This window comes from Parabacteroides sp. TM07-1AC, assembly GCF_003480915.1.
GTDB classification, from domain to species: domain Bacteria; phylum Bacteroidota; class Bacteroidia; order Bacteroidales; family Tannerellaceae; genus Parabacteroides; species Parabacteroides chongii.
Genome location: NZ_QUKD01000001.1, coordinates 365603 through 388419, shown reverse-complemented (window position 1 = coordinate 388419; position 22817 = coordinate 365603). Strand labels below are relative to the sequence as shown.

21 protein-coding genes and 1 pseudogene are annotated in these 22817 nt (G+C 42.3%); 16 read left to right on the top strand and 6 right to left on the bottom strand.

What is annotated here, in order from left to right; all coding sequences use genetic code 11:
* Positions 1 to 3 precede the first annotated feature (3 nt).
* From nqrC to nqrF, 4 genes are read left to right on the top strand one after another with little or no spacing between them, the layout of a single operon-like run.
* Positions 4 to 801, top strand: coding sequence for an NADH:ubiquinone reductase (Na(+)-transporting) subunit C (gene nqrC, locus DXD68_RS01630; protein ID WP_122360012.1), 798 nt, complete (start codon positions 4 to 6; stop codon positions 799 to 801).
* Between the two features lie 4 nt (positions 802 to 805).
* Positions 806 to 1435, top strand: coding sequence for an NADH:ubiquinone reductase (Na(+)-transporting) subunit D (locus DXD68_RS01625; protein WP_075557435.1), 630 nt, complete (start codon positions 806 to 808; stop codon positions 1433 to 1435).
* A gap of 25 nt (positions 1436 to 1460) precedes the next feature.
* Positions 1461 to 2078, top strand: a complete 618-nt coding sequence (nqrE, locus tag DXD68_RS01620) for an NADH:ubiquinone reductase (Na(+)-transporting) subunit E (protein ID WP_007656841.1) — start codon at positions 1461 to 1463, stop codon at positions 2076 to 2078.
* 27 nt (positions 2079 to 2105) lie between these two features.
* Positions 2106 to 3395 carry an NADH:ubiquinone reductase (Na(+)-transporting) subunit F gene (nqrF, locus tag DXD68_RS01615; RefSeq protein WP_082211848.1) on the top strand — a complete coding sequence of 430 codons (1290 nt, stop codon included), beginning with the start codon at positions 2106 to 2108 and terminating at the stop codon, positions 3393 to 3395.
* A 763-nt stretch (positions 3396 to 4158) separates the two neighbouring features.
* Here the strand turns inward: nqrF and DXD68_RS01600 are convergent.
* Positions 4159 to 4611, bottom strand: a complete 453-nt coding sequence (locus tag DXD68_RS01600) for a type I restriction enzyme HsdR N-terminal domain-containing protein (RefSeq protein ID WP_122360009.1) — start codon at positions 4609 to 4611, stop codon at positions 4159 to 4161.
* Positions 4612 to 4669: 58 nt separating this feature from the next.
* Here DXD68_RS01600 and DXD68_RS01595 point away from each other — a divergent pair, with 58 nt between their 5' ends.
* The 6 genes from DXD68_RS01595 (at position 4670) to DXD68_RS01570 (ending at position 12213) form a co-directional block, all read left to right on the top strand.
* Complete coding sequence (locus DXD68_RS01595) at positions 4670 to 5446, top strand: AMP nucleosidase (RefSeq protein ID WP_122360008.1); 777 nt, start codon at positions 4670 to 4672, stop codon at positions 5444 to 5446.
* Between the two features lie 16 nt (positions 5447 to 5462).
* On the top strand, positions 5463 to 6485 hold the full coding sequence (holA, locus tag DXD68_RS01590; RefSeq protein WP_122360007.1) for a DNA polymerase III subunit delta: 1023 nt from the start codon (positions 5463 to 5465) through the stop codon (positions 6483 to 6485).
* A gap of 917 nt (positions 6486 to 7402) precedes the next feature.
* Positions 7403 to 7852, top strand: coding sequence for a helix-turn-helix domain-containing protein (locus tag DXD68_RS01585; RefSeq protein WP_199715346.1), 450 nt, complete (start codon positions 7403 to 7405; stop codon positions 7850 to 7852).
* Between the two features lie 63 nt (positions 7853 to 7915).
* Entirely contained in the window at positions 7916 to 8698 is a 783-nt protein-coding gene (locus tag DXD68_RS01580; RefSeq protein ID WP_122360006.1) for a dihydroorotate dehydrogenase electron transfer subunit, read from the top strand.
* Entirely contained in the window at positions 8686 to 9597 is a 912-nt protein-coding gene (locus tag DXD68_RS01575; protein ID WP_122360005.1) for a dihydroorotate dehydrogenase, read from the top strand. Before DXD68_RS01580 ends, DXD68_RS01575 begins: the two co-directional genes overlap by 13 nt.
* Positions 9598 to 10056: 459 nt before the next feature.
* Entirely contained in the window at positions 10057 to 12213 is a 2157-nt protein-coding gene (locus tag DXD68_RS01570; protein ID WP_122360004.1) for an alpha-galactosidase, read from the top strand.
* Positions 12214 to 12297: 84 nt separating this feature from the next.
* On the opposite strand, the gene DXD68_RS01565 is transcribed toward DXD68_RS01570, so the two are convergent.
* The gene (locus DXD68_RS01565) at positions 12298 to 13479 is read right to left on the bottom strand and encodes an MFS transporter (RefSeq protein ID WP_122360003.1); all 1182 of its coding nucleotides are present in this window, start codon (positions 13477 to 13479) and stop codon (positions 12298 to 12300) included.
* A gap of 139 nt (positions 13480 to 13618) precedes the next feature.
* On the opposite strand from DXD68_RS01565, the gene DXD68_RS01560 reads away from it, so the two are divergent.
* Complete coding sequence (locus DXD68_RS01560; protein WP_122360002.1) at positions 13619 to 14323, top strand: MgtC/SapB family protein; 705 nt, start codon at positions 13619 to 13621, stop codon at positions 14321 to 14323.
* A 4-nt stretch (positions 14324 to 14327) separates the two neighbouring features.
* Here DXD68_RS01560 and DXD68_RS01555 read toward each other — a convergent pair whose 3' ends face one another.
* From DXD68_RS01555 to serB, 3 genes are read right to left on the bottom strand one after another with little or no spacing between them, the layout of a single operon-like run.
* Positions 14328 to 14801 (bottom strand): C-GCAxxG-C-C family protein, encoded by a 474-nt coding sequence (locus DXD68_RS01555; protein WP_122360001.1) that lies wholly within the window; start codon positions 14799 to 14801, stop codon positions 14328 to 14330.
* A 17-nt stretch (positions 14802 to 14818) separates the two neighbouring features.
* Entirely contained in the window at positions 14819 to 15121 is a 303-nt protein-coding gene (locus DXD68_RS01550) for a Dabb family protein (protein ID WP_122360000.1), read from the bottom strand.
* Positions 15122 to 15136: 15 nt separating this feature from the next.
* A complete protein-coding gene (serB, locus tag DXD68_RS01545; RefSeq protein ID WP_122359999.1) occupies positions 15137 to 16363 on the bottom strand; it encodes a phosphoserine phosphatase SerB in 1227 nt (408 codons plus the stop codon).
* A gap of 155 nt (positions 16364 to 16518) precedes the next feature.
* Between serB and DXD68_RS01540 the strand changes: the two are divergent.
* From DXD68_RS01540 to DXD68_RS01530, 3 genes and pseudogenes are all read left to right on the top strand, one after another.
* Positions 16519 to 17043, top strand: a pseudogene (locus tag DXD68_RS01540) (hypothetical protein).
* A gap of 413 nt (positions 17044 to 17456) precedes the next feature.
* A complete protein-coding gene (locus tag DXD68_RS01535) occupies positions 17457 to 17957 on the top strand; it encodes a thioredoxin-like domain-containing protein (protein ID WP_122359998.1) in 501 nt (166 codons plus the stop codon).
* Positions 17958 to 18063: 106 nt separating this feature from the next.
* Positions 18064 to 20364, top strand: a complete 2301-nt coding sequence (locus tag DXD68_RS01530; protein WP_122359997.1) for a family 20 glycosylhydrolase — start codon at positions 18064 to 18066, stop codon at positions 20362 to 20364.
* A gap of 183 nt (positions 20365 to 20547) precedes the next feature.
* Here DXD68_RS01530 and DXD68_RS01525 read toward each other — a convergent pair whose 3' ends face one another.
* Positions 20548 to 21921 carry an aminopeptidase P family protein gene (locus tag DXD68_RS01525; protein WP_122359996.1) on the bottom strand — a complete coding sequence of 458 codons (1374 nt, stop codon included), beginning with the start codon at positions 21919 to 21921 and terminating at the stop codon, positions 20548 to 20550.
* A gap of 113 nt (positions 21922 to 22034) precedes the next feature.
* On the opposite strand from DXD68_RS01525, the gene DXD68_RS01520 reads away from it, so the two are divergent.
* On the top strand, positions 22035 to 22379 hold the full coding sequence (locus DXD68_RS01520; RefSeq protein ID WP_122352869.1) for a hypothetical protein: 345 nt from the start codon (positions 22035 to 22037) through the stop codon (positions 22377 to 22379).
* Between the two features lie 14 nt (positions 22380 to 22393).
* The gene (locus DXD68_RS01515; protein ID WP_122352791.1) at positions 22394 to 22816 is read left to right on the top strand and encodes an ATP-binding protein; all 423 of its coding nucleotides are present in this window, start codon (positions 22394 to 22396) and stop codon (positions 22814 to 22816) included.
* The last annotated feature ends 1 nt before the right edge of the window (position 22817 follow it).

Here is a 22817-nt window from a genome sequence, read left to right as displayed (position 1 = left end):
AGTATGGCAAAATATAAATGTAAAGTATGTGGATATATCCACGAAGGAAATAAAGCTCCGGATGTTTGTCCTGTATGTGGCGTTCCTGCTTCTGAATTTGAAGAAATCAAAGAGGCTGCTGCCGGTAAGAAGGGATTGGATAGAGACAGCAACGTATATACAGTAGTTTATGCTTCTGTAATGGTTGTTTTGGTAGCTGTTGTATTGGCATTTACTTCACAATCGCTGAGAACTTTCCAGCAGAAGAACGAAGATAACGACAAAAGACAGCAGATTCTGCGTTCAATCAATGTATCTGTTCAGCCTAATGAAGCTGAAGCAAAATACAGCGAACTGATCAAAGAATCTTTCCTTGTGAATGAAAATGGAGAAAAGGTGGAAGGTGATGCATTTACTGCAACACCAGATCAACATCCGGTATTCGTAGCCAATGTAGATGGTAAAAACAAATATATCATGGCTTTGTCTGGTGCTGGTTTGTGGGGACCTCTGTGGGGATATCTTTCCGTTGATGATGATAAGAATACAATTTTTGGTGCAGACTTCAGTCACCAGGGGGAAACTCCGGGGTTAGGTGCTGAAATCTCAAAACCTCAGTTCAGTAATGAATTTAAAGGTAAAAAATTGTTCTTTAACGGCGAATTCAAATCCGTAGCTATTGTTAAGCCGGGTAAGAGCGTAGCCGGTCAGGACTATGTTGACGGTATTTCAGGTGGTACGATCACCAGTCAGGGGGTTGACCATATGTTGTTCAATAGCCTGAATGGTTATGTTAAGTTTTTAACCTCACAAAATCAGTAAGAAGATGGGATTATTATCAAGTAAGAATAAAGAAGTTCTGTTAGGCCCGTTGAGCACAAACAACCCTGTCATCGTACAGATGTTGGGTATCTGCTCTGCATTGGCTGTAACATCAAAACTTGAGCCGTCTATTGTAATGGGTATTTCCGTGACGGCTGTGGTGGCGTTTGCCAACGTGATTATTTCGTTACTGCGTAATACAATTCCTAACCGTATCCGTATTATCGTACAGTTGGTAGTTGTTGCCGCATTGGTAACTATTGTAAGTGAAGTATTGAAAGCATTTGCCTATGATGTAAATAAGCAGCTTTCGGTGTTCGTTGGTCTGATCATTACCAACTGTATCCTGATGGGACGTCTGGAGGCGTTCGCCCTGGGTAACGGTCCGTGGGAATCTTTCCTGGACGGTATCGGTAATGGTTTGGGGTATGCTCTGATCCTTGTGATCGTAGGTTTCTTCCGTGAATTATTGGGTTCTGGTACGTTACTTGGATTCCAGGTGATCCCGCAGGCATTCTACGACTTCGGCTATGTAAACAACGGTTTGATGATCCTGCCTCCGATGGCTTTGATCGTGATTGCCGTGATTATATGGGTTCACCGTTCTAAGAACAAAGAGCTTCAAGAAAATTAATACAAACTATTAAACGAATAATAGAATGGAAGAATATTTAAGCACGTTTGTCCGCTCGATCTTCGTAGACAACATGATTTTCGCATACTATCTGGGTATGTGTTCTTTCCTGGCTGTTTCCAAGAACGTAAAGACTGCTTTAGGATTGGGTATGGCTGTAACGTTCATCCTGGTATGTACGTTGCCGATCAACTATATGCTCGAAAATTATATATTGAAAGAAGGCGCCATGAGCTGGTTGGGCGCTGAATATGCAGGAGTAAACCTGAGTTTCCTTTCTCTGATCATCTTCATCGCCATCATTGCTTCATTTACGCAGTTGGTTGAAATGGTTGTTGAGAAATTTGCTCCGGCATTGTATGCATCTCTGGGTATCTTTTTGCCGCTTATCGCTGTAAACTGTGCTATCCTGGGTGGTTCTCTGTTTATGCAACAAAGAGCATTTCCTAATGTAGGAGTTGCTACTGTATACGGTTTAGGTTCTGGTATCGGTTGGATGCTGGCTATCGTTGGTATGGCTGCTATCCGTGAAAAATTGGCTTATTCGGATATACCGAAGCCTTTGAAAGGTCTGGGTATTACCTTTATCATTACCGGTCTGATGGGTATGGCATTTATGTGCTTCTCAGGACTTAAGATCTAAGTATTAACGCATTAAACAAGAATAAAGATGATTATATTAATGTCGGGCGGACTTACCATTGCAGTCGGAGCAGTTGTTTTCCTCGTGATTACACTGATCCTTGTTGGTTCGCTTTTATTTGCGAAAGCAAAATTAATACCATCGGGCAATGTGAGGATGGTTGTTAACGGAGAAAAGGAATACGATGTTCCCATAGGTGGAACAGTATTGAATACGCTTCAGAGTGAAGGTATTTTCCTGTCGTCTGCTTGTGGTGGTAGCGGTAGCTGTGGACAGTGCCGTTGTCAGGTGCCGGAAGGTGGCGGAAACATTCTTCCTACGGAAGTTGGTTTCTTCTCTCGTAAACAAATTAAAGATCATTGGAGACTGGGTTGCCAGACCAAGATAAAAGAAGATATCAAGATCAAAGTTCCTGATGAAGTATTCGGAGTTAAGGAATGGGAATGCGAAGTGATCAGCAACAAGAACGTGGCTACCTTTATCAAAGAGTTTATCGTTGCTCTGCCTAAGGGTGAACACATGGACTTCGTTCCGGGTTCTTATGCACAGATCAAGATTCCTGCATATACTATGGATTATGACAAGGATATCGATAAAGACCTGATCGGTGAAGGTTATCTGCCGGCATGGAAGAATTTCGGTTTGTTCGGTCTGAAATGTCAGAACACTGAACCGACTATCCGTGCTTACTCTATGGCCAACTATCCTGCAGAAGGAGACCGTATCATGTTGACGGTACGTATCGCAACTCCTCCTTTCAAACCGAAAGAACAGGGTCCTGGATTCCAAGATGTGATGCCGGGTATCGCTTCTTCTTATATCTTTACCCTGAAACCGGGTGATAAGGTAATCATGAGCGGTCCTTACGGTGATTTCCATCCGATCTTCGACTCTAAGAGAGAAATGATGTGGGTCGGCGGTGGTGCCGGTATGGCTCCGTTGCGTGCTCAGATCATGCACATGACTAAGACATTGAAGACAACAGATCGTAAGATGTCTTACTTCTATGGTGCACGTGCATTGAATGAAGTGTTCTATCTGCAAGACTTCCTGGAAATAGAAAAAGAATTCCCGAATTTTACTTTCCATCTGGCGCTTGACCGCCCGGATCCTGCAGCTGATGCAGCAGGCGTGAAGTATACAGCTGGTTTCGTTCATCAGGTAATTTACGATACTTATCTGAAGGATCATGAAGCTCCGGAAGATATCGAATATTACATGTGTGGTCCGGGCCCGATGTCGAAAGCGGTAGAAAATATGCTTGACAATTTGGGTGTACCTCGCGAAATGTTACACTTCGATGACTTCGGTGCATAAAAAACGGTAGGTATTTACAAGCCTCAATAAATAAAAAGGGAAGAAATAATATTTTCTTCCCTTTTTTTGTAATATCATGCAGCATTTTCCGTTCTTATTACATCTTAGCTAATATAGACATAAAATTGAGCAAGATTATGAAGTTGTTGATTCTATCTTTTTTCGCAGTTATACTAGGTTACTCTCTTCTTTTTAATGAAAAAGAAGAAATAAGTCAGCCAATACATGGAATTGATAATTCTGTGTATATTCATAAGTCCGATACTCCTCGAGTGGACTCCGTGGCCATTTATTATAATAAAACTGCATCAGTTTTATAAAAATACTCCAAATAGCAATATTTATTCAGTAAATGTTTGTTTATTAAATAAATATTGCTATGTTTGTTCCGTATAATTATGAATATACGGAAATGCTACACCAGTTTATTACTATATATACTTCTGAATTATTGACAACAATGCTCCTCGGAGTGTTGATTTTGTTATGTCTGCCTTTATTGATTCCGGTCATATCTGATTCTGTTTTTGCGGGGGAACAGAAAAGATTGGCTGAATCTAATAGGGGATTCACACATCATATAGTCCCGGATAAATCTTTGATAAGGAATTACAGTCTCCGGTTGGGCTGACGAACCCTTATCCGGCAATTAGACGTTGAAGGATAAGGGGAGAGGCTTTGTGTGAAAAAATCTAATACTTATTATCTGTCCTGTTTTCAGATGAATAAGAATAAGTCTATTGTCTTTTTTTACCAGTTTTGTTTATTCCAGCACATCATATTCCGGAATTCCTTCCAAAAAAGAATAAGTCAAATTTTCGTAGTCTATTTTGCAGCAGAAATGGCTGATACCGTTGCTAACTGCAAGGTAACGCACGTGTAATACCATGTTATAACGCACTATCTGGTCGAATACGGAACTCGTGATCTCGATATGGGGGGCTTTGTACTCTACGATCATTAAAGGGGTTAAAAAGCGGTTATATGCAACCGTGTCACATCGTTTGGATGTGCCGTTCAATTTTAAAGGAACTTCATTGGCCAGAAGTTCTTTGGGATATCCCTTGTCACTAATCAGATAATTCACAAAATGTTGCCGTACCCACTCTTCAGGGGTCAGAGCAACAAATTTACGGCGCACCGGATCGAATATGACGTGCTTCCCATCTTTTTCCTTTACTTTAGCAGCGAATGTTGGTAAATTTAATGACAGCATTTATTATATTTGTCGTTTATATTATACACTATGATTGTACCCTCAAAGGTAATGATTTATGAAAACAAAACAAGAAATCGTTGAAAATTGGCTGCCTCGTTATACCGATCGTAAGCTGGAAGATTTTGATAAGTATATATTACTCACGAACTTTACCAAATACGTAGAGCTGTTTGCCGAATCTTTTAATGTGCCCATACTCGGACTGAAAAGTTCCATGCCGAATGCTTCGGCGGAAGGTATTACGATTATTAATTTCGGCATGGGGAGCGCAAATGCGGCAACAATCATGGATTTGCTGTCAGCCGTCAGTCCGACAGCCGTCTTATTTCTAGGTAAATGCGGTGGCTTGAAGAAAGCCAATAATTTGGGTGATTATGTATTGCCGATCGCCGCCATTCGTGGAGAAGGAACTTCCAACGAATATCTGCCGGCCGAAGTCCCGTCGCTCCCTGCATTTTCGATGTTGCGTGCCATTTCTTCTGCCGTTCGAGACCAGGGGAAAGATTATTGGACCGGAACGATTTATACAACGAACCGCCGTGTCTGGGAATACGATACTTCTTTCAAGGAATACTTGAAACGTACGCATGCCACCGGTATCGATATGGAAACAGCCACGCTGCTTACAGCTGGCTTTGCCAATAAAATACCGACGGGAGCCTTGCTGATGATCTCGGATAAGCCTTTGGAGGAAGATGGGGTTAAAACAGAAGCCAGCGACCGGGTTGTTACCCGTAACTTTGCTCCCGAACATGTAAAATTGGGTATCGAAGCCCTCCGTCAAATCATCGATGATAAAAAAACAGTTCGTCATATCCGGTTCAGTTGGTAATATTTAATGCTTTATTATGGCTAAAAAAGAAAATACGTTCGAGGAAATATGCCGGGATATCGTTGCTAAGAAATTCCAGCCCGTTTATATTTTAATGGGCGAAGAACCCTTTTTCATGGATAAGATAACCGATCTGCTTATTGAGAACGTGTTGTCGGAGTCTGAACGGGACTTTAACCAGATGATCATGTATGGTGCTGATACAGACGCGGCTATGATCATCAATGCCGCCAGGAGATTCCCTATGATGTCTGAATATCAACTGGTGGTCGTGCGTGAAGCACAGTTGGTCCGTGATATAGAATTGCTGACCAATTATGTGAAAAATCCGCTTAAATCGACCGTGCTGGTTGTCAATTACAAGTACAAGAATCTGGACAGAAGGAAGTCTTTGGCTGCAGCTACTGAAAAAACAGGCGTTTTGTTCGAAGCGAAAAAGATTCCTGATTATAAAATGCCTGGGTTTATCGTTTCGTTCATGCAGCAGCGTTCCATCGGGATCGATCCAAAGGCCGCTCAAATGCTCTCAGACTTCCTTGGAAACGATTTAAGCCGTCTAAGTAAGGAATTGGACAAGCTGGCTCTGATCTTGCCTGAAAAAGCCCCAAAACGCGTCACGCCGGAGTTGATTGAACAAAATATCGGAATAAGTAAAGAGTACAATAACTTCGAGTTGATAAAAGCGATTGCAGTAAAGGATGTATTAAAAGCAAACCGGATTGCTCAGTATTTCGAAAAGAACCCGAAAAGTAATCCGATACAGATGACCCTTCCTGTAATTTTTAATTATTTCTCAAACTTGTTAATCTGCTATTATACGAAGGACAGATCGGAAACAGGCTTAATGACAGCGTTAGGTTTAAGAGGGACTTTTCAGGTGAAAGATTATATGACTGGATTAAGGAATTATCCTGCTATGAAAGTTTTTAATTTGATCAGTGACATCCGGACTACTGATGCCAGGTCAAAAGGAGTAGACAACTCTTCTGCTTCGGATGCAGATTTACTCAAAGAATTATTATATAAAATACTTCATTAAAAAAATAGAATCGGTAGTGCAAACTGCATATGGATGATCCTGGAGTGATCGCCATATGCAGTTTTTTTCTTTTTTAGCCGTTACGAGTCTTGATAACGTTTTTTTGCCCTTATTTTTCTAGAACAGTCAGATTTCCGAACATGGAAAAATAGGGTATCTGTTTTGTTTTTCAATGATTCGGTTTATGTTTTACCCCTCTGAGAATTTAATATTTATTTCTTCCTGTATAGTTGTTTACAAATATCACGAAAAAATCAACTTTTAGGGTATAGGATACAAAAGTATATCACATAGAGGAAAGAGTTACAACAAAAACAAGACATATTGGCAGTGATCATTTTATAATAAAAGATATCATGTTACAAAGGTATACAGCTTGAAGCAGGTTACTTTTGTAATCAGAAGTATTTGTATACAATCGGATAACGCTGCAAGTTACTTTTGTATAGTATAGAATGGCGTTACAAATGTAGTAGTATACATTACTAATATAAATCAATAAAAATAGGTTTAAATACTGTTACTACAAAGATGTATGATAATACATCAAAAACCAGCTCATTATCCAGATATATTAATTGTATACATTAATTTCTTCCTATTATTCCGTATATAAATGTGAAATTGCTTCTTTATTTCATAAATAGAAAAGCAATAACGATCTATTTTACAGGTATTTATTATATAAATTCATTAACACAACTTTAATCCTATTTTATGCTTTCTTGTATAGGTTTACAAACGAGTCAGCTACAAATGTACAACATGTATCACAATTGTATCGGTTTATGATTATAAATATAAATTGTACAATTGGAAATAATGTGTTATATTTGTGTCATGATTTAATTCTGTATTAAATTCTTGTAAACAGTCATATTGGCAGCTATTTTTGATATATAATCCGCATTTTGGTTATGAAAGATCGTATTTTAGCAGTAATGGAACATGAAGGACTAACTCCTTCCAAATTTGCCGAGGCAATCGGCATCCAGCGATCAGCTATGTCACATATTATATCCGGCAGAAATAATCCCAGCCTGGATGTACTGGTAAAAATTCTGGAACGGTTTACGTATGTAGATTCTGACTGGCTTTTATTCGGTAAAGGCAATATGATGCGCGAACATGTGTTAACTGAGCCCGATTTGTTTACAAATACGACGATAAATCCGTCCAACCAGCCGGATTCTCCCGAATATCGCAAGGAAATTAGGGTTGAGACACCTGTAAACACACCTAAACAACCTGTAATAGAACAAATTGTGCTTCCTGAACAACCTTCCAGAAATGTGAGCAAAATAATGATATTCTATTCAGATAATACATTTGAGACTTTTACTCCTGAAAAAAACAAGAAAGACTAAGCCAGCATTGCTATATACATCTTATTCATGTATCTTTGTATAGAAATTGAGTAATCATATTATATGAAGAAGTACATGTTAGATATGAAGGTTACTGAAAACAACCGCCTTCATAAAAATTATTGCCTGCTAAAATTAACCAGCGACGATACTTTGCCGGAAATGCTTCCCGGCCAGTTCGTTCAGGTACTGGTGGATAACTCTCCTACAACATTTCTTCGTCGGCCCATTTCAATCAATTTTGTAGATCGGACAACCAATGAATTATGGTTGCTTATCCAGTTGATTGGCGATGGAACACGCCGTATGGGAGAATATCGCCCCGGAGATATTGTAAATATCATGTTGCCACTGGGTAACAGTTTTACAATTCCTGCCGATGAAGATAAAAATCAGAAATTGCTGCTTATCGGTGGTGGTGTCGGTACAGCCCCGATGTTGTGTCTGGGTTCTGTCCTGAAGAACGCCGGTTTTGAACCTGTCTTTCTGTTAGGAGCACGTTCAAAGGATGATGTACTACAGTTGGATGAGTTTACAAAGATCGGAACTGTTCACATAACTACCGAAGATGGTTCTCTCGGGGAAAAAGGTTATGTAACCAACCATTCCGTATTGAAAAACGTTCATTTTGACCGGATTTACACATGTGGACCGAAGCCGATGATGATGGCGGTAGCCAGATATGCAGCTGCTGAATCGATCACATGTGAAGTCTCACTTGAAAATACAATGGCCTGTGGTATAGGTGCTTGCCTGTGCTGTGTAGAGAATACGAAAGAAGGTCATGTATGTGTTTGTACTGAAGGTCCCGTATTTAATATAGAGAAATTGACATGGCTGAGTTAAATGTAAACATAGGTAATTTGCAGTTGAAGAACCCGGTAATGACTGCTTCGGGTACATTTGGATACGGAGTGGAATATTCAGACTTTATGGATATTTCAAGACTGGGCGGTATTTTTGTGAAAGGAACAACTATCCAGCCACGCGAAGGTAACCTGTATCCCCGCATGGCGGAAACTCCTTCCGGAATGCTGAATGCCGTAGGTCTGCAAAACAAAGGTGCCCAATATTTCGTCGATAATATCTATCCTGCCATTAAGGATATCGATACCAATATGATTGTAAATGTGAGCGGATCGTCTGTCGAAACATACGTGGAATGTGCAGAAAAAATCGCAGAGCTGGATAAAATTCCGGCCATCGAACTGAATATTTCCTGTCCGAATGTGAAGCAAGGCGGTATGGCTTTTGGGGTGACAACCTGTGGTGCGGCTGAAGTTGTGAAGGCTGTCCGTAAAGTTTATCCGAAGACCCTTATTGTAAAACTTTCTCCTAATGTAACCGACATTACAGAGATTGCAAAAGCTGTCGAAGCCGAAGGAGCCGACTCTGTTTCGCTGATCAATACCATGCTCGGAATGGCTATCGATGCAGAGAAGCGCAAACCTATATTATCTACAATAACAGGTGGCCTTTCCGGTCCTTGTGTAAAGCCGGTTGCTCTCCGTATGGTATGGCAAACTTATAAGGCTGTCAAGATTCCTATCATCGGTTTGGGCGGCATTTCCAATTGGAAAGATGCCGTCGAATTCATGCTGGCGGGAGCTACTGCCATACAGATCGGAACTTATAATTTTATTGATCCGACCGTATCGGTGAAAGTGATCGACGGCATGAATGAGTATTTGGACAGACATGGATTTAAGTCTGCGAAAGAGCTTATCGGAGCTTTGGAAGTATAAGGTTACTATATAAACAGAAGAACCTCCTTACCTTTTTTGCGACAGGAAGTTACTTATTATTTGTAACACCCGGATGTCATCGATAGATAGATCCGGATGTCACTAAGGTCAACACCCGGGTGTCAAGCTTTTGAGATCCGGGTGTCGATCAGTTTTACTACTGACCTTTGTCAAAAGATATAGTAGGGTTTTATGGAAAGCACAAGCATCAGCGGAAGATTAGCCATATGATTTCGTTGATTAGATTCGGAAGACCATGATAGTTGTATTTGTCGGCAACCTGTTTCAAGATAGACAGTGATAGTTCAGTGATAGTAAAATGATAGTTGAAAAGGACAACTATCATACTGTAAAGACCATATTTATAGATGTTTATGCGTAAAAATGATAGTATGATAGTTGTTTTCAATTTTTGAGTATGTAAGAGTTATATATTTTGAACCAAGTAAAAATAATAAAATGAGAAACAAATTATTTCTTTTAATCTGTTTGGTGATTCTGTCTATATCGCTGAGAGCCAGTGATGAAAACGTTATCCCTATAACAACGGAAAATACCAGCCTGATTTTTAAGGTCGGTGATAACGGTCGTTTATACCAGTCGTATCTGGGGCAAAAGCTTCGTTTCGACAGCGATATCGATCAGTTACCGATGGGTAAGGAAACCTATATTACGCATGGAATGGAAGATTATTTCGAACCGGCTATCCGTGTTTTGCATAATGACGGTAATCCTTCGCTGCTTCTGAAGTATGTTTCTTCCGACAGCAGGGAGCTGCAACCGGGAGTTACAGAAACTGTCATCAAGCTGAAAGATGATGTGTATCCCGTCATAGTAGACCTTTATTTTATAGCGTATGCCAAAGAGAACATAATCAAGACCTATACCGAAATATCCCATCAGGAGAAAAAGCCGGTTACACTCTATAATTATGCTTCTTCCATGCTGCATCTGAACGGTGACAAGTATTTTCTGACAGAATTTGCAGGTGACTGGGCACACGAAGTCAATATGACCGAGCAGCAGCTTTCATTCGGCAAGAAGGTACTGGATACAAAGTTGGGAAGCCGTGCAAACATGTTCAATTCCCCTTTCTTTTTGCTGGCATTGGACGAGAAAGCAGAAGAGAATGAAGGTGAAGTCCTTTTTGGAACAATCGGCTGGACAGGAAACTTCCGGTTTACCTTCGAAGTCGACAACCTGAATAATCTGCGTATCCTTTCAGGCATAAATAACTATGCATCAGAATATTCCCTAAAGCCTAAAGAGGTGTTCCGGACTCCTGAATTCATCTTTACTTTCAGTGCGGAAGGAAAAGGGAAAGCCAGTCGCGATTTTCATAAATGGGCTCGTAAATACCAGGTAAAAGACGGTGATAAGCCGCGTCTGACCTTGTTGAATAACTGGGAAGCTACTTATTTCGACTTCAATGAAGACAAACTGGTCGATATTATGGACGAAGCGAAATCACTCGGAGTCGATATGTTCCTGCTGGATGACGGATGGTTTGCCAATAAATATCCGCGTAGCAGTGATCGCCAGGGTCTGGGAGACTGGGATGAAACAGCAGACAAGCTGCCCAACGGCATTGGCAAACTGGTGAAAGAAGCTACTGACAAAGGTATAAAATTCGGCCTGTGGATCGAACCGGAAATGGTGAATCCGAAGAGCGAACTGTATGAAAAACATAAAGACTGGGTAATCCATCTACCGAACAGGGAGGAATATTATTTCAGAAATCAATTGGTATTGGATCTCAGCAATCCGAAAGTTCAGGATTATGTATTCGGAATCGTGGATAACCTGATGACGAAGTATCCGGGTATCGCTTATTTTAAATGGGATTGCAACAGTCCGATTACCAACATTTATTCACCTTATTTGAAGGACCAGCAATCCCACTTGTATATCGAACATGTGAGAGGATTGTATAATGTATTGGAACGGGTAAAGGCGAAATATCCGAAGCTTCCGATGATGCTTTGTTCGGGTGGCGGCGGACGTACGGATTACGAAGGATTGAAATACTTCACCGAGTTTTGGCCGAGTGACAACACGGATCCTATCGAACGTATTTTCATCCAGTGGGGATATTCCCATTTCTTCCCATCAAAGACAATGGCGGCACATGTAACAAGCTGGAACAAAGGCGCCAGTGTGAAATTCCGTACAGATGTAGCCATGATGGGTAAGTTGGGCTTTGACATCCGTATCCATGATATGACTCCGGCAGAGCAGGAATATTGCAAGGGGGCAGTGAAGAACTTCAACCGATTGAATAAAGAGATCTTAGAAGGAGATCTGTACCGTCTGGTGTCTCCTTATGAGGGAAATCATTCAGCCGTAATGTATGTAAATGAGGCGGTAGACAAAGCGGTTCTTTTTGCTTTCGATATCCATCCCCGATATGCGGAAAACCTGCAGCCGGTACGTTTGCGAGGGTTGAATCCGGATGCTCAGTACGAGATAAAGGAAATCAATTTACTACCGGGTACCAAATCGATATTGAAATGCAATGGAAAGACATACTCCGGTGAATATCTGATGAAAGTCGGAATCCCGGTATTTTCGGGCAGACAACTTGCCAGCCGGGTTATTGAGATATCTAAAAAATAACAAGAACGGATCCGTTCTTTGGCAAAAAGGGAGAGGCTTAACATTAGCTTCTCCCTTTTTTATTCTAAATATGGACCGGATACTTTATATTTTCCTTTTTGACAGCAGAGTAACAGACAGGGAAGCACAGCAGAGCAAGATACCCACACAGGCTGTACCAGCCCAGCCAAACAATTGCCAGGCAGTTCCGGAAAGAAAGGTTCCCAGTGATCCGCCTACGAAATAAGTGGTCATGAATATGGTATTTACCCGATTCGAAGCTGCCGGACATAATTCGAAAATACTCGATTGGTTGCTGAGCTGGATGCATTGCATGCCAATATCGATAATAATTATACCTGCTATGATGGAAATATAAAAACTCCCTCCGTAATAGAGTAACAACCAGGCAAACAAAATAAGTCCACATCCCCAAAAGTTAAAGCATCTGACACCTACTTTTTTGACATACTTCCCGACAAGTGATGCCGACATGGCCCCTGCAACTCCGCAAAGTCCCAGCATACCAACCACATCGCTATTGGCAAAGAAAGGCGCTTGCCCCATCTTGAATGCCAGACATGACCACATAGCGAGGAAAGAACCGAAAGCCAGCCCTGACCGAATCGCGTAAATGCGTAATGCCGGAAACTCTTTCACAAGAGAAAGCAGCGATTTCATCAGTCCGACATATTTTCCTTTGAATGTAGGACGTATATCCGGCAATACGGTGATCACGACAATACCGCAAACGACCATCAGTCCGGCTGCAATATAGTACATTTCACGCCAGCCGAACAGTTCTCCAACCAGTCCGCTGATCACCCGTGATACCAGTATTCCGGATAACAAACCCGAAACGACCAGCCCGACATTGCGCCCTTTATTTTCCGGTTTGGAATAGAGAGCGGCGATAGGAATGAATATTTGCGGTATGACGGAACAAACACCCGTGACCAGTGAAGCGACCAAAATTATATGAATATTGGGAGCGACGGCGATGCTTAACAGGGAGAGTACCAAAAGAGAAAAATTGGTAATAATGATCTTTTTACGTTTGTACATATCTCCCAGCGGTACGACAAACAACAATCCCAGCGCATAACCGATCTGGGTAACCATCGCGATCAGATTGGTTGTAAATTCGGAAACGTCGAGATCACGCCGTATCATATTTAAGAGCGGTTGATTATAATAAAGATTGGCTACCGATATGCCGGCCACGATAGATAATGTCCAGAGGATCGAAGCAGGCAGACCTCCGTTTTCTTTCAATGTCTGTTTCATACTTTACATTTGAGACGGCAAATTTACCTTAAAAAATTGAGATATAGAACCTTTTTTTCTTTGCATGGAAGCTATCTGCAATATATAGAGATATTCAAATAATTGGTTATATTTGCCAATAACTAAAACAAGAAAATATATGCTTGAACACCTCAATGAAATATTGGAAAATACAACTATAACACCCTCTACGGCAGCAGTCAAACTGCTTGTCAGTTTCTTTTTGGGTGCTATTATCGGTATAGAACGCCAATTCCGCCGTCGTGAAGCCGGAATGCGCACATTTACACTGATCTGCATGGGATCGGCTGCAGCCATGCTTATTTCTATTTGGATACCGCAATGTTATCCGAACTTTCTGAATGGAGACCCTGGACGTATTGCGGCACAGGTACTTACCGGTATCGGTTTCCTTGGTGCGGGAGCGATCATGCAAAGTCACGGAAGTATTCACGGATTGACAACCGCCGCCTGTATCTGGGTGGTAGCCGTGATCGGCCTGGCTGTGGGAGCGGGGATGTACATACCTGCATTGATAGGAACAGGGCTTACCCTGGTTATCCTGATCAGTCTTGAAAAGCTTGAAAAAAGAATGTTCCTGAACGGAGTGAATAAGATCCTGACCATTATCTGTACGACAGCAACCCCTGATTTGAAAGCTGTCCGCAAGATATTGGAGTCAAAGAATATTTATATTGTCAGTGTTTCATTCGAATCGATTTTTGAGCAGAATAAAGCGATTATCACCTATAAAGTGAATGTCAAGGCTCAGTCCTCTTACATGAATTTATTCAGCGAAATAAGGACATTAGGGTATGTTTCTCAAATAAGATTGATGGCCTAAGCCATCAATCCAATTCGTTTTTCAGCATCCGGCCAGCTATACGAGCAGCCGTTTCCACATATTTACTGCAAGGACGCTTGGCATAATATTCGGCTGTTCTTGCAGAAGGGGCAGGAGTGGTCTGGCTGGCTTCCGCAGCAGGCAAAAGACTACGACAGATGATTGTTTCATGCTCTGCCTTAAACAATTCAGACATTTTCTGCACCATTCCATAATTCTTTGTCCGGGCTTCCTGGTCACTCTGATCCAGTACCGGATATTTGAATCCTGCGAGCATAGCCATAGCACTGACGGTTCCGCACACTTCCCGCATCCGGCCTACACCGCCACCGAACGATACGGACATTTTCTTTGCCATATCCAGATTCAGTTCGAATACATCTGAATAAGCCAGGAATACAGACTGTGCACAGTTATACCCCGATTCAAAATTCTGAACGGCAAGTCTTACACGTTCTTCAATGTCAAATTCCTTCATAAAGGAAGTATTTATTATTAGAATTCGTAGTCAACACATGCCCTGTCGGCTTTTACCGGGCCGATAATACCTTTCGACACAGCTACGTGTTCAGGATGATTAGCATATGTTTTTACATCTTCGAGCGAATCGAGTTCTGTTGTCAGGATAATATCCCATGTTTCTTCCGGATTGATATTGAAATCGACACGGATCATACGCAATACATCGATCTTATCGATCAAAGCTTCCAGTCCCGTTTTGATTTCCTGCATTTTTGCCTGTTTGTCGGCTGGAGATGCAAACTCCGTCAGTTTAAACATTACAATGTGTCTTACCATAAACGCTTTAATTAATTACATTTGTTCGTCCAAATAGGAATCTTTGTATCCCAGGAAATATAAAATACCATCCAGTCCGATCGTGGAGATCGACTGTTTGGCGTTTTCTTTTACTTTCGGTTTGGCATGGAAAGCAATGCCCAGTCCGGCTATGCTGATCATAGGCAAGTCGTTCGCACCATCGCCGACAGCTACGGTCTGGCGGATATCTACGTTTTCAACCTGGGCGATCAACCGGAGTAATTCGGCTTTTCGTTTGCCATCGACAATATCTCCTACATAACGGCCTGTCAACTTACCGTTCTCGACTTCAAGCTCGTTGGCATATACATAGTCTATATTGTACTTTTGCTTCAGGTAGTTACCGAAATAAGTGAACCCACCGGAAAGAATAGCGATCTTGAATCCTACCTTTTTGAGGATGCGCATCAGGCGGTCGACCCCTTCCGTTATAGGCAGGTTTTCTGCAATCTCCTGCATCACAGACACATCCAGTCCTTTCAACAATGAACAACGCTGGCGGAAACTTTCGCTGAAATCAATCTCTCCGCGCATAGCCGATTCTGTGATAGCCTTTACCTGGTCACCGACACCGGCACGTACTGCCAGTTCGTCGATTACCTCTGTTTCAATAAGCGTCGAGTCCATATCGAAACAAATAAGGCGACGCATACGGCGGTACATACTGTCTTCCTGAAAAGAAATATCCATCACCTGTTCGGCTGAAAGTTTCATGAACTCCGCTTTCATCAATTCTTTGTCACAAGGCGTGCCACGGACGGAGAATTCAACACTGGCTTTAGGAGTACGGGCATCTTCATCCAGGGGGATACGACCGGTCAGACGCTTGATGTCGTCGATGTTCATTCCCTGGTCAGCGACAATACGGGTTACTCCTGCAATTTGCCTGGCTGTCAGCTTTCGTCCCAAAATAGTAATGATATACCGGTTCTTACCCTGCATATCGACCCACTTTCTGTAATCTTGTTCCGTGATCGGGTTAAAGCGGACATTTACATCCAATTCATAGCTTTTGAAAAGTAATTCTTTCAGGATATCTCCCGAATTTCCTTCGCAACTTTGGAACAGAATACCCAATGATAAGTTATTGTGAATGTCGGCTTGACCGATATCGAGGATAGCTGCATTATTTTTAGCTAAGATCTCTGTAAGGGCGGCAGTGACACCCGGACGGTCGGCTCCATTTATATTTAATAGTATAATTTCGTCTTTTTGTCCCATGTTTTTTGTTTTATAAGGCAAAGGTAAACAAGTTATATGCAAATTCAGGCATCCGGATAAACAAAAATTCAAATGAAATTGTTATTTTTACAGAGACGTTATATTTAATTTAGAACCTGGCAACCTTAATAAGTCCTGACTGGCAGGCAAATGAGATGAAGATTCAGTTTGAAATTAAGGAAAAGCTGCCTGAGATTATTGCCGAAGTACGGCATTCAGACAAATGGCAAACGAAAGTAGTGGAAAAAACACACAGCCTTGAAAGAATTACGATCAAAGATCCTAATTATGATTCAGAAGCTTGTGTAGAGATCTGGGAACATGAGATTCACGTCCGTACGGCATGGTCTAATTATACCTACCGTATTTTTAAACGGGGTGATTCTTGTTGGTGTGAATATATTGGAGCATACCGGGGATTATAGGAACAGACATTGCTTCCTACATTGACTCCCAAGCTGAATATATTGGATTCTATTGTTATTGAGAGTTCATTGACCGGTAAGAGAAAGGAAACGTTGCGAACTTATAGTTCTGAAAACCTCAAATTGAAAAATTTCCGTCGTGATAATTTCAAGGAAGAATACAACAGAACGTCGTTGCAGGACCATCCGACGGTCGTTTATGATGAATATATCAAGGAAGGGATGCCGATGCCTTCCCCTTATGATAAAGAATAACAAGAGAAAAAGGTCAAAAGAAACGATTTACCGGACGCAGATCACGCAGACGAACGTAAAGTCTGTGTCATCTGCGTCCGTTTTTATGATTGTTAGCCCAATTTTAGCCTATTGCCAAAACTAAATTTATGTTATAGAACAACCGTTTTAGTGGATTTTCATGCAATAAAACATATAAAAAATCTTGCATTTTAGTCGATTTATGTTATATCCTTTGGAGGGATAGGTAATTTACCCGTATCTTTGCCAGCGTTAAAAACAAGAAAGTGGCTCCTTAGCGAAGGAAAAGCACTTGTTTATTTCCTGAAAATCAGGAGTCGGACATAAAGATATGCAGATAAAAGCCGAACGCAGACCGGCGAGTAGGATGTTGAAGGGTGTGTTCCGATTAAGTTTAACGTAAATATTAAATTATGAAGGTAAGAGCTTATGTTCTCATTGTAGCGGTTGCATTGGTGACAATGTCGTTCGGTACAAAAGAAGCAAGACCTACCGTGGGTACTAACCCAGGTGATCTGGCTCCGAGAATAGAGTCTTTAGGAAATGAAAGTAATTTCAGTTTCCAAAATCATTCAGGACGTTACACATTGCTGAATTTCTGGGCAGCTTACGATGCTGAATCGCGGGCCCGTAACGTTCAATTATGGAATGAGATTAACAAGTTGAGTTCGGACAAAGTGGCTATGTATTCTGTATCTTTCGACGAGAAAGAATCAATCTTTACCGAGACGGTAAAAGCAGACAGATTAAGCAATACAAAGCAATTTCATGAAGAACTTGGTAAAAAGTCAGAGTTGTATGGAAAGTTTAACCTGAAGAAAGGTTTGAAGAACTATCTGATCGACGACAAAGGAGTTATCATCGCCGAAAATGTTACTCCGGACAAACTGACTGAAATTTTGAATAGAATTTAATCTGTAGATTATTTATTAAAAAAGAGCTGTTCCGCCCAACGAGGAACAGCTCTTTTTTGTTACATTTGTTTCCTAATTTATTACCAAACAAATAAACACATTAAAAATGTACAAACAACTTCTTGCAGCTTGCTCCCTGACCGGAGCCTTATTGCTGAGTTCATGTTCGCCCACAACGCCTGCGGCACATGATGTTTCCTTGATTCCCGTTCCGAAAGAGATTGAGAATGCGAATGGGCAGTTCGTTCTGAAGAATGGCATGACTATCGGTGTCGCCGATAAGCAGTTATTACCGGCTGCGAATTATCTTTCCGGCCTTTTATCACGTGCAACCGGCTATATATATAATGTACGCGAGGGAGACGGTGATATATCTTTGGCAGTAAGTGATATTGCCGGCCAGAATGAAGGCGCTTATACGCTGGATGTTTCTTCCGGCAAAGTTCAGATCAAAGGAAATACGTATGGCGGAGTTATTTCCGGTATCGAATCGCTTCGTCAGCTTTTGCCGGCAGAGATCGAATCACCGGAAGTAGTGAATGATATTACCTGGAGTGCCCCGGCTGTTCAGATCACCGATGCACCCCGTTTCGGCTGGAGAGGGTTGATGCTGGATGTGTCGCGTCATTTCTATACCAAAGAAGAGGTAAAGGAACTGTTGGATATGATGGCTCTTTATAAGTTGAACAAATTCCATTGGCATCTGACCGACGACCAAGGATGGCGTATTGAAATCAAGAAATATCCGCTGCTGACCGAGAAGGGTGCCTGGCGTACTTTTAACAAGCACGACCGGGAATGTATGAGATTGGCGAAAACACAGGATAATCCGGATTATGAATTACCGGCTGAAAAATTGCAGATTGTACAAGGCGATACTCTGTACGGTGGTTACTACACGCAAGATGATATTAAGGAAATTGTAGCGTATGCAGGTGTAAGAGGTATCGACGTAGTTCCGGAAGTAGATATGCCGGGGCATATGCTGGCTGCTGTAAGCAACTATTCGGGAGTTTCCTGTTTCAGCCAGACAGGATGGGGAACTCTGTTCTCTTCTCCGGTTTGTCCCGGAAAAGATTCAGCTCTTGAATTTTGTAAGAATGTATACAGCGAAATCATTCCGCTTTTCCCTTATAAATATGTTCATTTGGGAGCGGATGAAGTGGAGAAAGCAAACTGGAAGAAATGTCCGGATTGCCAGAAACGGATGAAGGACAACGGGCTGAAGACAGAAGAGGAGTTGCAGGCATGGTTCGTTCATAATATGGAGAAATTCTTCAACGATAACGGAAAAGAAATGATCGGCTGGGATGAGATCCTGGAAGGCGGATTGTCTCCGACGGCAACGATCATGTGGTGGCGTACCTGGTCTCCGAACGCTGTTCCGGAAGCAACGGCACAGGGAAACCATGCTATTCTTTCCCCGAATGCAAACTTCTATTTCGATTACCAGCAGGATAAAAACTCTTTGCCGGGTGTCTATAACTACAATCCGATGCTCGAATCGTTAAGCGATGCGCAGAAGGCATTGATCCTGGGTATTCAGGCAAATCTATGGTGCGAATATATTCCTTCTTTCGAACGGGCACAGTATATGATCATGCCTCGTATGATGGCTATGGCGGAACTGGCCTGGAGCGATCCTTCCGTAAAAAGCTGGGATGGTTTTAAAGAACGGATGGTTAAGCAGTTCCCGCGCCTGAACATCATGGACGTGAATTATCGTATTCCGGACCTGGAAGGATTCAATAATACCAATGCATTTGTCGGTGAAGGTACATTGACAGTGACTTGCCTCGATCCAAGTGCGGAGATCCATTATACAACCGACGGAAGTACTCCGACTTTGGAATCTCCTCAATATAAAGAACCGGTCAAAGTGACGGAAACAACCGACTTTACTTTCCGTACATTCCGCCCGAACGGTAAGAAAGGCGACATCGTAAAGACACGGTTTATCAAGAGCGAATATGCACCGGCAGCAGAAGCAACCCCTTCAAAGAAAGGTTTGCAGGCTGTATGGCATGAGTTCAGAGGCAGTGCATGCGACGAGATAGAAAAGGCTCCGGTAAACGGTACTTATGAGATATCCGAAGTGACTATTCCGGCAGAAGTAAAAGGCAATATCGGCCTGGTCGTAACAGGTTATTTCAATGCTCCGGAAGATGGTATTTACACCTTCAACCTGATGTCTGATGACGGCAGTACATTGAAAGTCGACGGGGAATTGGTTGTCGATAATGACGGTCCTCATTCACCTCGTGAAGTTGTCGGACAAAAGGCATTGGCAAAAGGTCTTCATCCGATTGAAGTGAAATATTTCGATCATAACGGCGGAATGCTCCAAATGAAAGTTCTGACAGCTGACGGAAAAGAGTTACCTAATGCAGATATGTTTACTTATTAATCTGACAGGTTATAGATATTAAAACAAGAAACCCCGTGAAGTGCTTAGTTCTTCACGGGGTTTTATTTTATTCTGTCTCATCTTAGAAAGTGTTTCACCTAATAGAAACACTTGTTTCATTACGGTGAAACAGTTGTTCCATTGGGTGAAACACTTTTTTAATCAGGGAGGATTATAACCATACTATCGCAGTGCTTCTACCTCTTCCGTATGCAAAGGAATCTTCTTTCCTAATAAACGTGCTCCGTCTTCCGTGATCAGATAATCCTCTTCGTTACGGATACCGCTGAAGTCTTTATAAGTTACCAGCTTTTCATAATTGATAAATTCGGTGAACTTATTCTGGCCTCTCCATAAATCCATCAGTTCAGGAATGAAGTAAACCCCCGGTTCGATCGTAAGAACAAATCCCGGTTCCAGTTTACGTCCCAGGCGGAGAGACTTACGGCCGAACTCAGTGCTCTTCGGCTGTCCGTCATAACCTACATATACCTCACCCAGGTTTTCCATATCATGTACATCCAGTCCCATCATATGTCCCAGGCCACAAGGCATGAACATGGCATGCGCACCAGCCTTTACAGCATCCATCGGATCGCCTTTTACGAAACCAAGATCTTTCAAACCTTCCATAATGACCTTACAAGACAGCTCATATACATCGACGAAAGGAATACCCGGACGAAGGGCGGCAACAGCAGCTTCATGGGCAGCTACCTGGATATCGTAAATATCTTTCTGACGGGTGGTGAATTTGGAATCGGCCGGAATAGTAGACGACATATCACCTGCATAGCCCATCTCCGTTTCGGCACCGGCATCGAGCAACAACATATCGCCGCTCTTGATCATATTGCTGTGATCATGGTTATGCAATGTCTGTCCGTTGATTGTCGCGATAATAGGGAAGGAGAGCTGATAGTCGTTGGCATAAGCCACTTCTGCCACGGCAGCAGCCACTTCGCTTTCGCGGATTCCCGGACGGACCGTACGCATGGCAGTCAGGTGCATGTCGGCAGTGACCACACAAGCCTTTTCGATCTCGACGATTTCTTCTGCCGTTTTATAATTACGCTGGTTAACGACACCGAAGATGAAAGGAACGGAAGGTTGTTCGGTTCCCGGTACGATGCCTAACCACTGGAATAGCTTGATCTGATGTTCTGCACGATACGTCGGCAGGTAATGGATACGCTGGCTTTTCTGCTCAGCCGCTTTCAGATAGGTTTCAATTTCCTTGAACGGATGTACTTCCGTGATACCGGCAGCTTCGCTCTTTTCTTTCAAAGTCGGTTGCGTGCCCATCCATACGATTGCGTCGATGGTCAGTTCGTCACCGAAGATGATCTCTTTGTCGTTGTCTATATCAATGATGGCGGACAGTCCGGCATACGGCAGTCCGAAGAAATACAAGAAAGTGGAATCCTGGCGGAAGTGATACGTGTTGTCTGCATAGTTCATTCCTGACTCATCATTTCCAAGGAAAAGTAACAGACCTGAGCCTATCGTCTGTTTTAGTTTAGCCCGGCGGGCGATATAGGTTTCTTTACTAAACATAAGATTAGAATTTTATTTATTGCTACCAAAGATAGTAATTAATATAGACTAACGGACATCTATTAAAAAATATTTCTTACATTGCCATCACGAATTAAACCTTGCATGCGATTATGAAGATTCAGCAAATACAAGAACTTACCGATGCGGTCGTGGCGTGCGGAAACGACAAGCTAGACCATGATGTACAATGTGCTTTTGCCAGCGACCTGATGAGCGACGTGCTGACACTGGACTGTAATGAAGTTATTCTTATCACCGGACTTTGTAACCTGCAAACAATCCGTACGGCGGAAATGGCAGATGTCGACTGTATTCTTTTCGTCCGTGGAAAAAGGATTACTCCGGAGATGCTGCAACTGGCATCCGAGAATAACATGATCTTACTCGAAACGGAACATTCCATGTATCATACGGTGGGCGAACTGTATTGCAGCGGCCTCGTACCGGTCTATTAAAGAAAGGAGAAAGTATGCAACTGAGGTTTGAATTAGAAGGAGGAAATTTCTCGAAAGCCGGATATGCGTCCAGCCAGGTCAAGAAGATACTGAAACAGCTGTCCATCGATCCCCGCATCATCAAGAGGGTGGTTGTCGCCCTGTATGAAGCCGAGGTAAATGTGGTTGCCCATGCCTGGCGGGGAAAAGTACTGGCGGAACTCGATGCCGATAAGATCTCTTTGCTGTTGAAGGATGAAGGTCCCGGCATCCCCGATATTCCGCAGGCCATGCAGGAAGGGTTCTCGACCGCTTCGCCTGCTGTGCGGGAAATGGGGTTCGGTGCGGGAATGGGATTGCCCAATATGAAAAAGAATGTAGACGAACTTAATATAGAGAGCGAGGTCGGCGTAGGCACAACCGTACGCATGGTCACCTGGTTCGGGAAGAAGGAGTAAA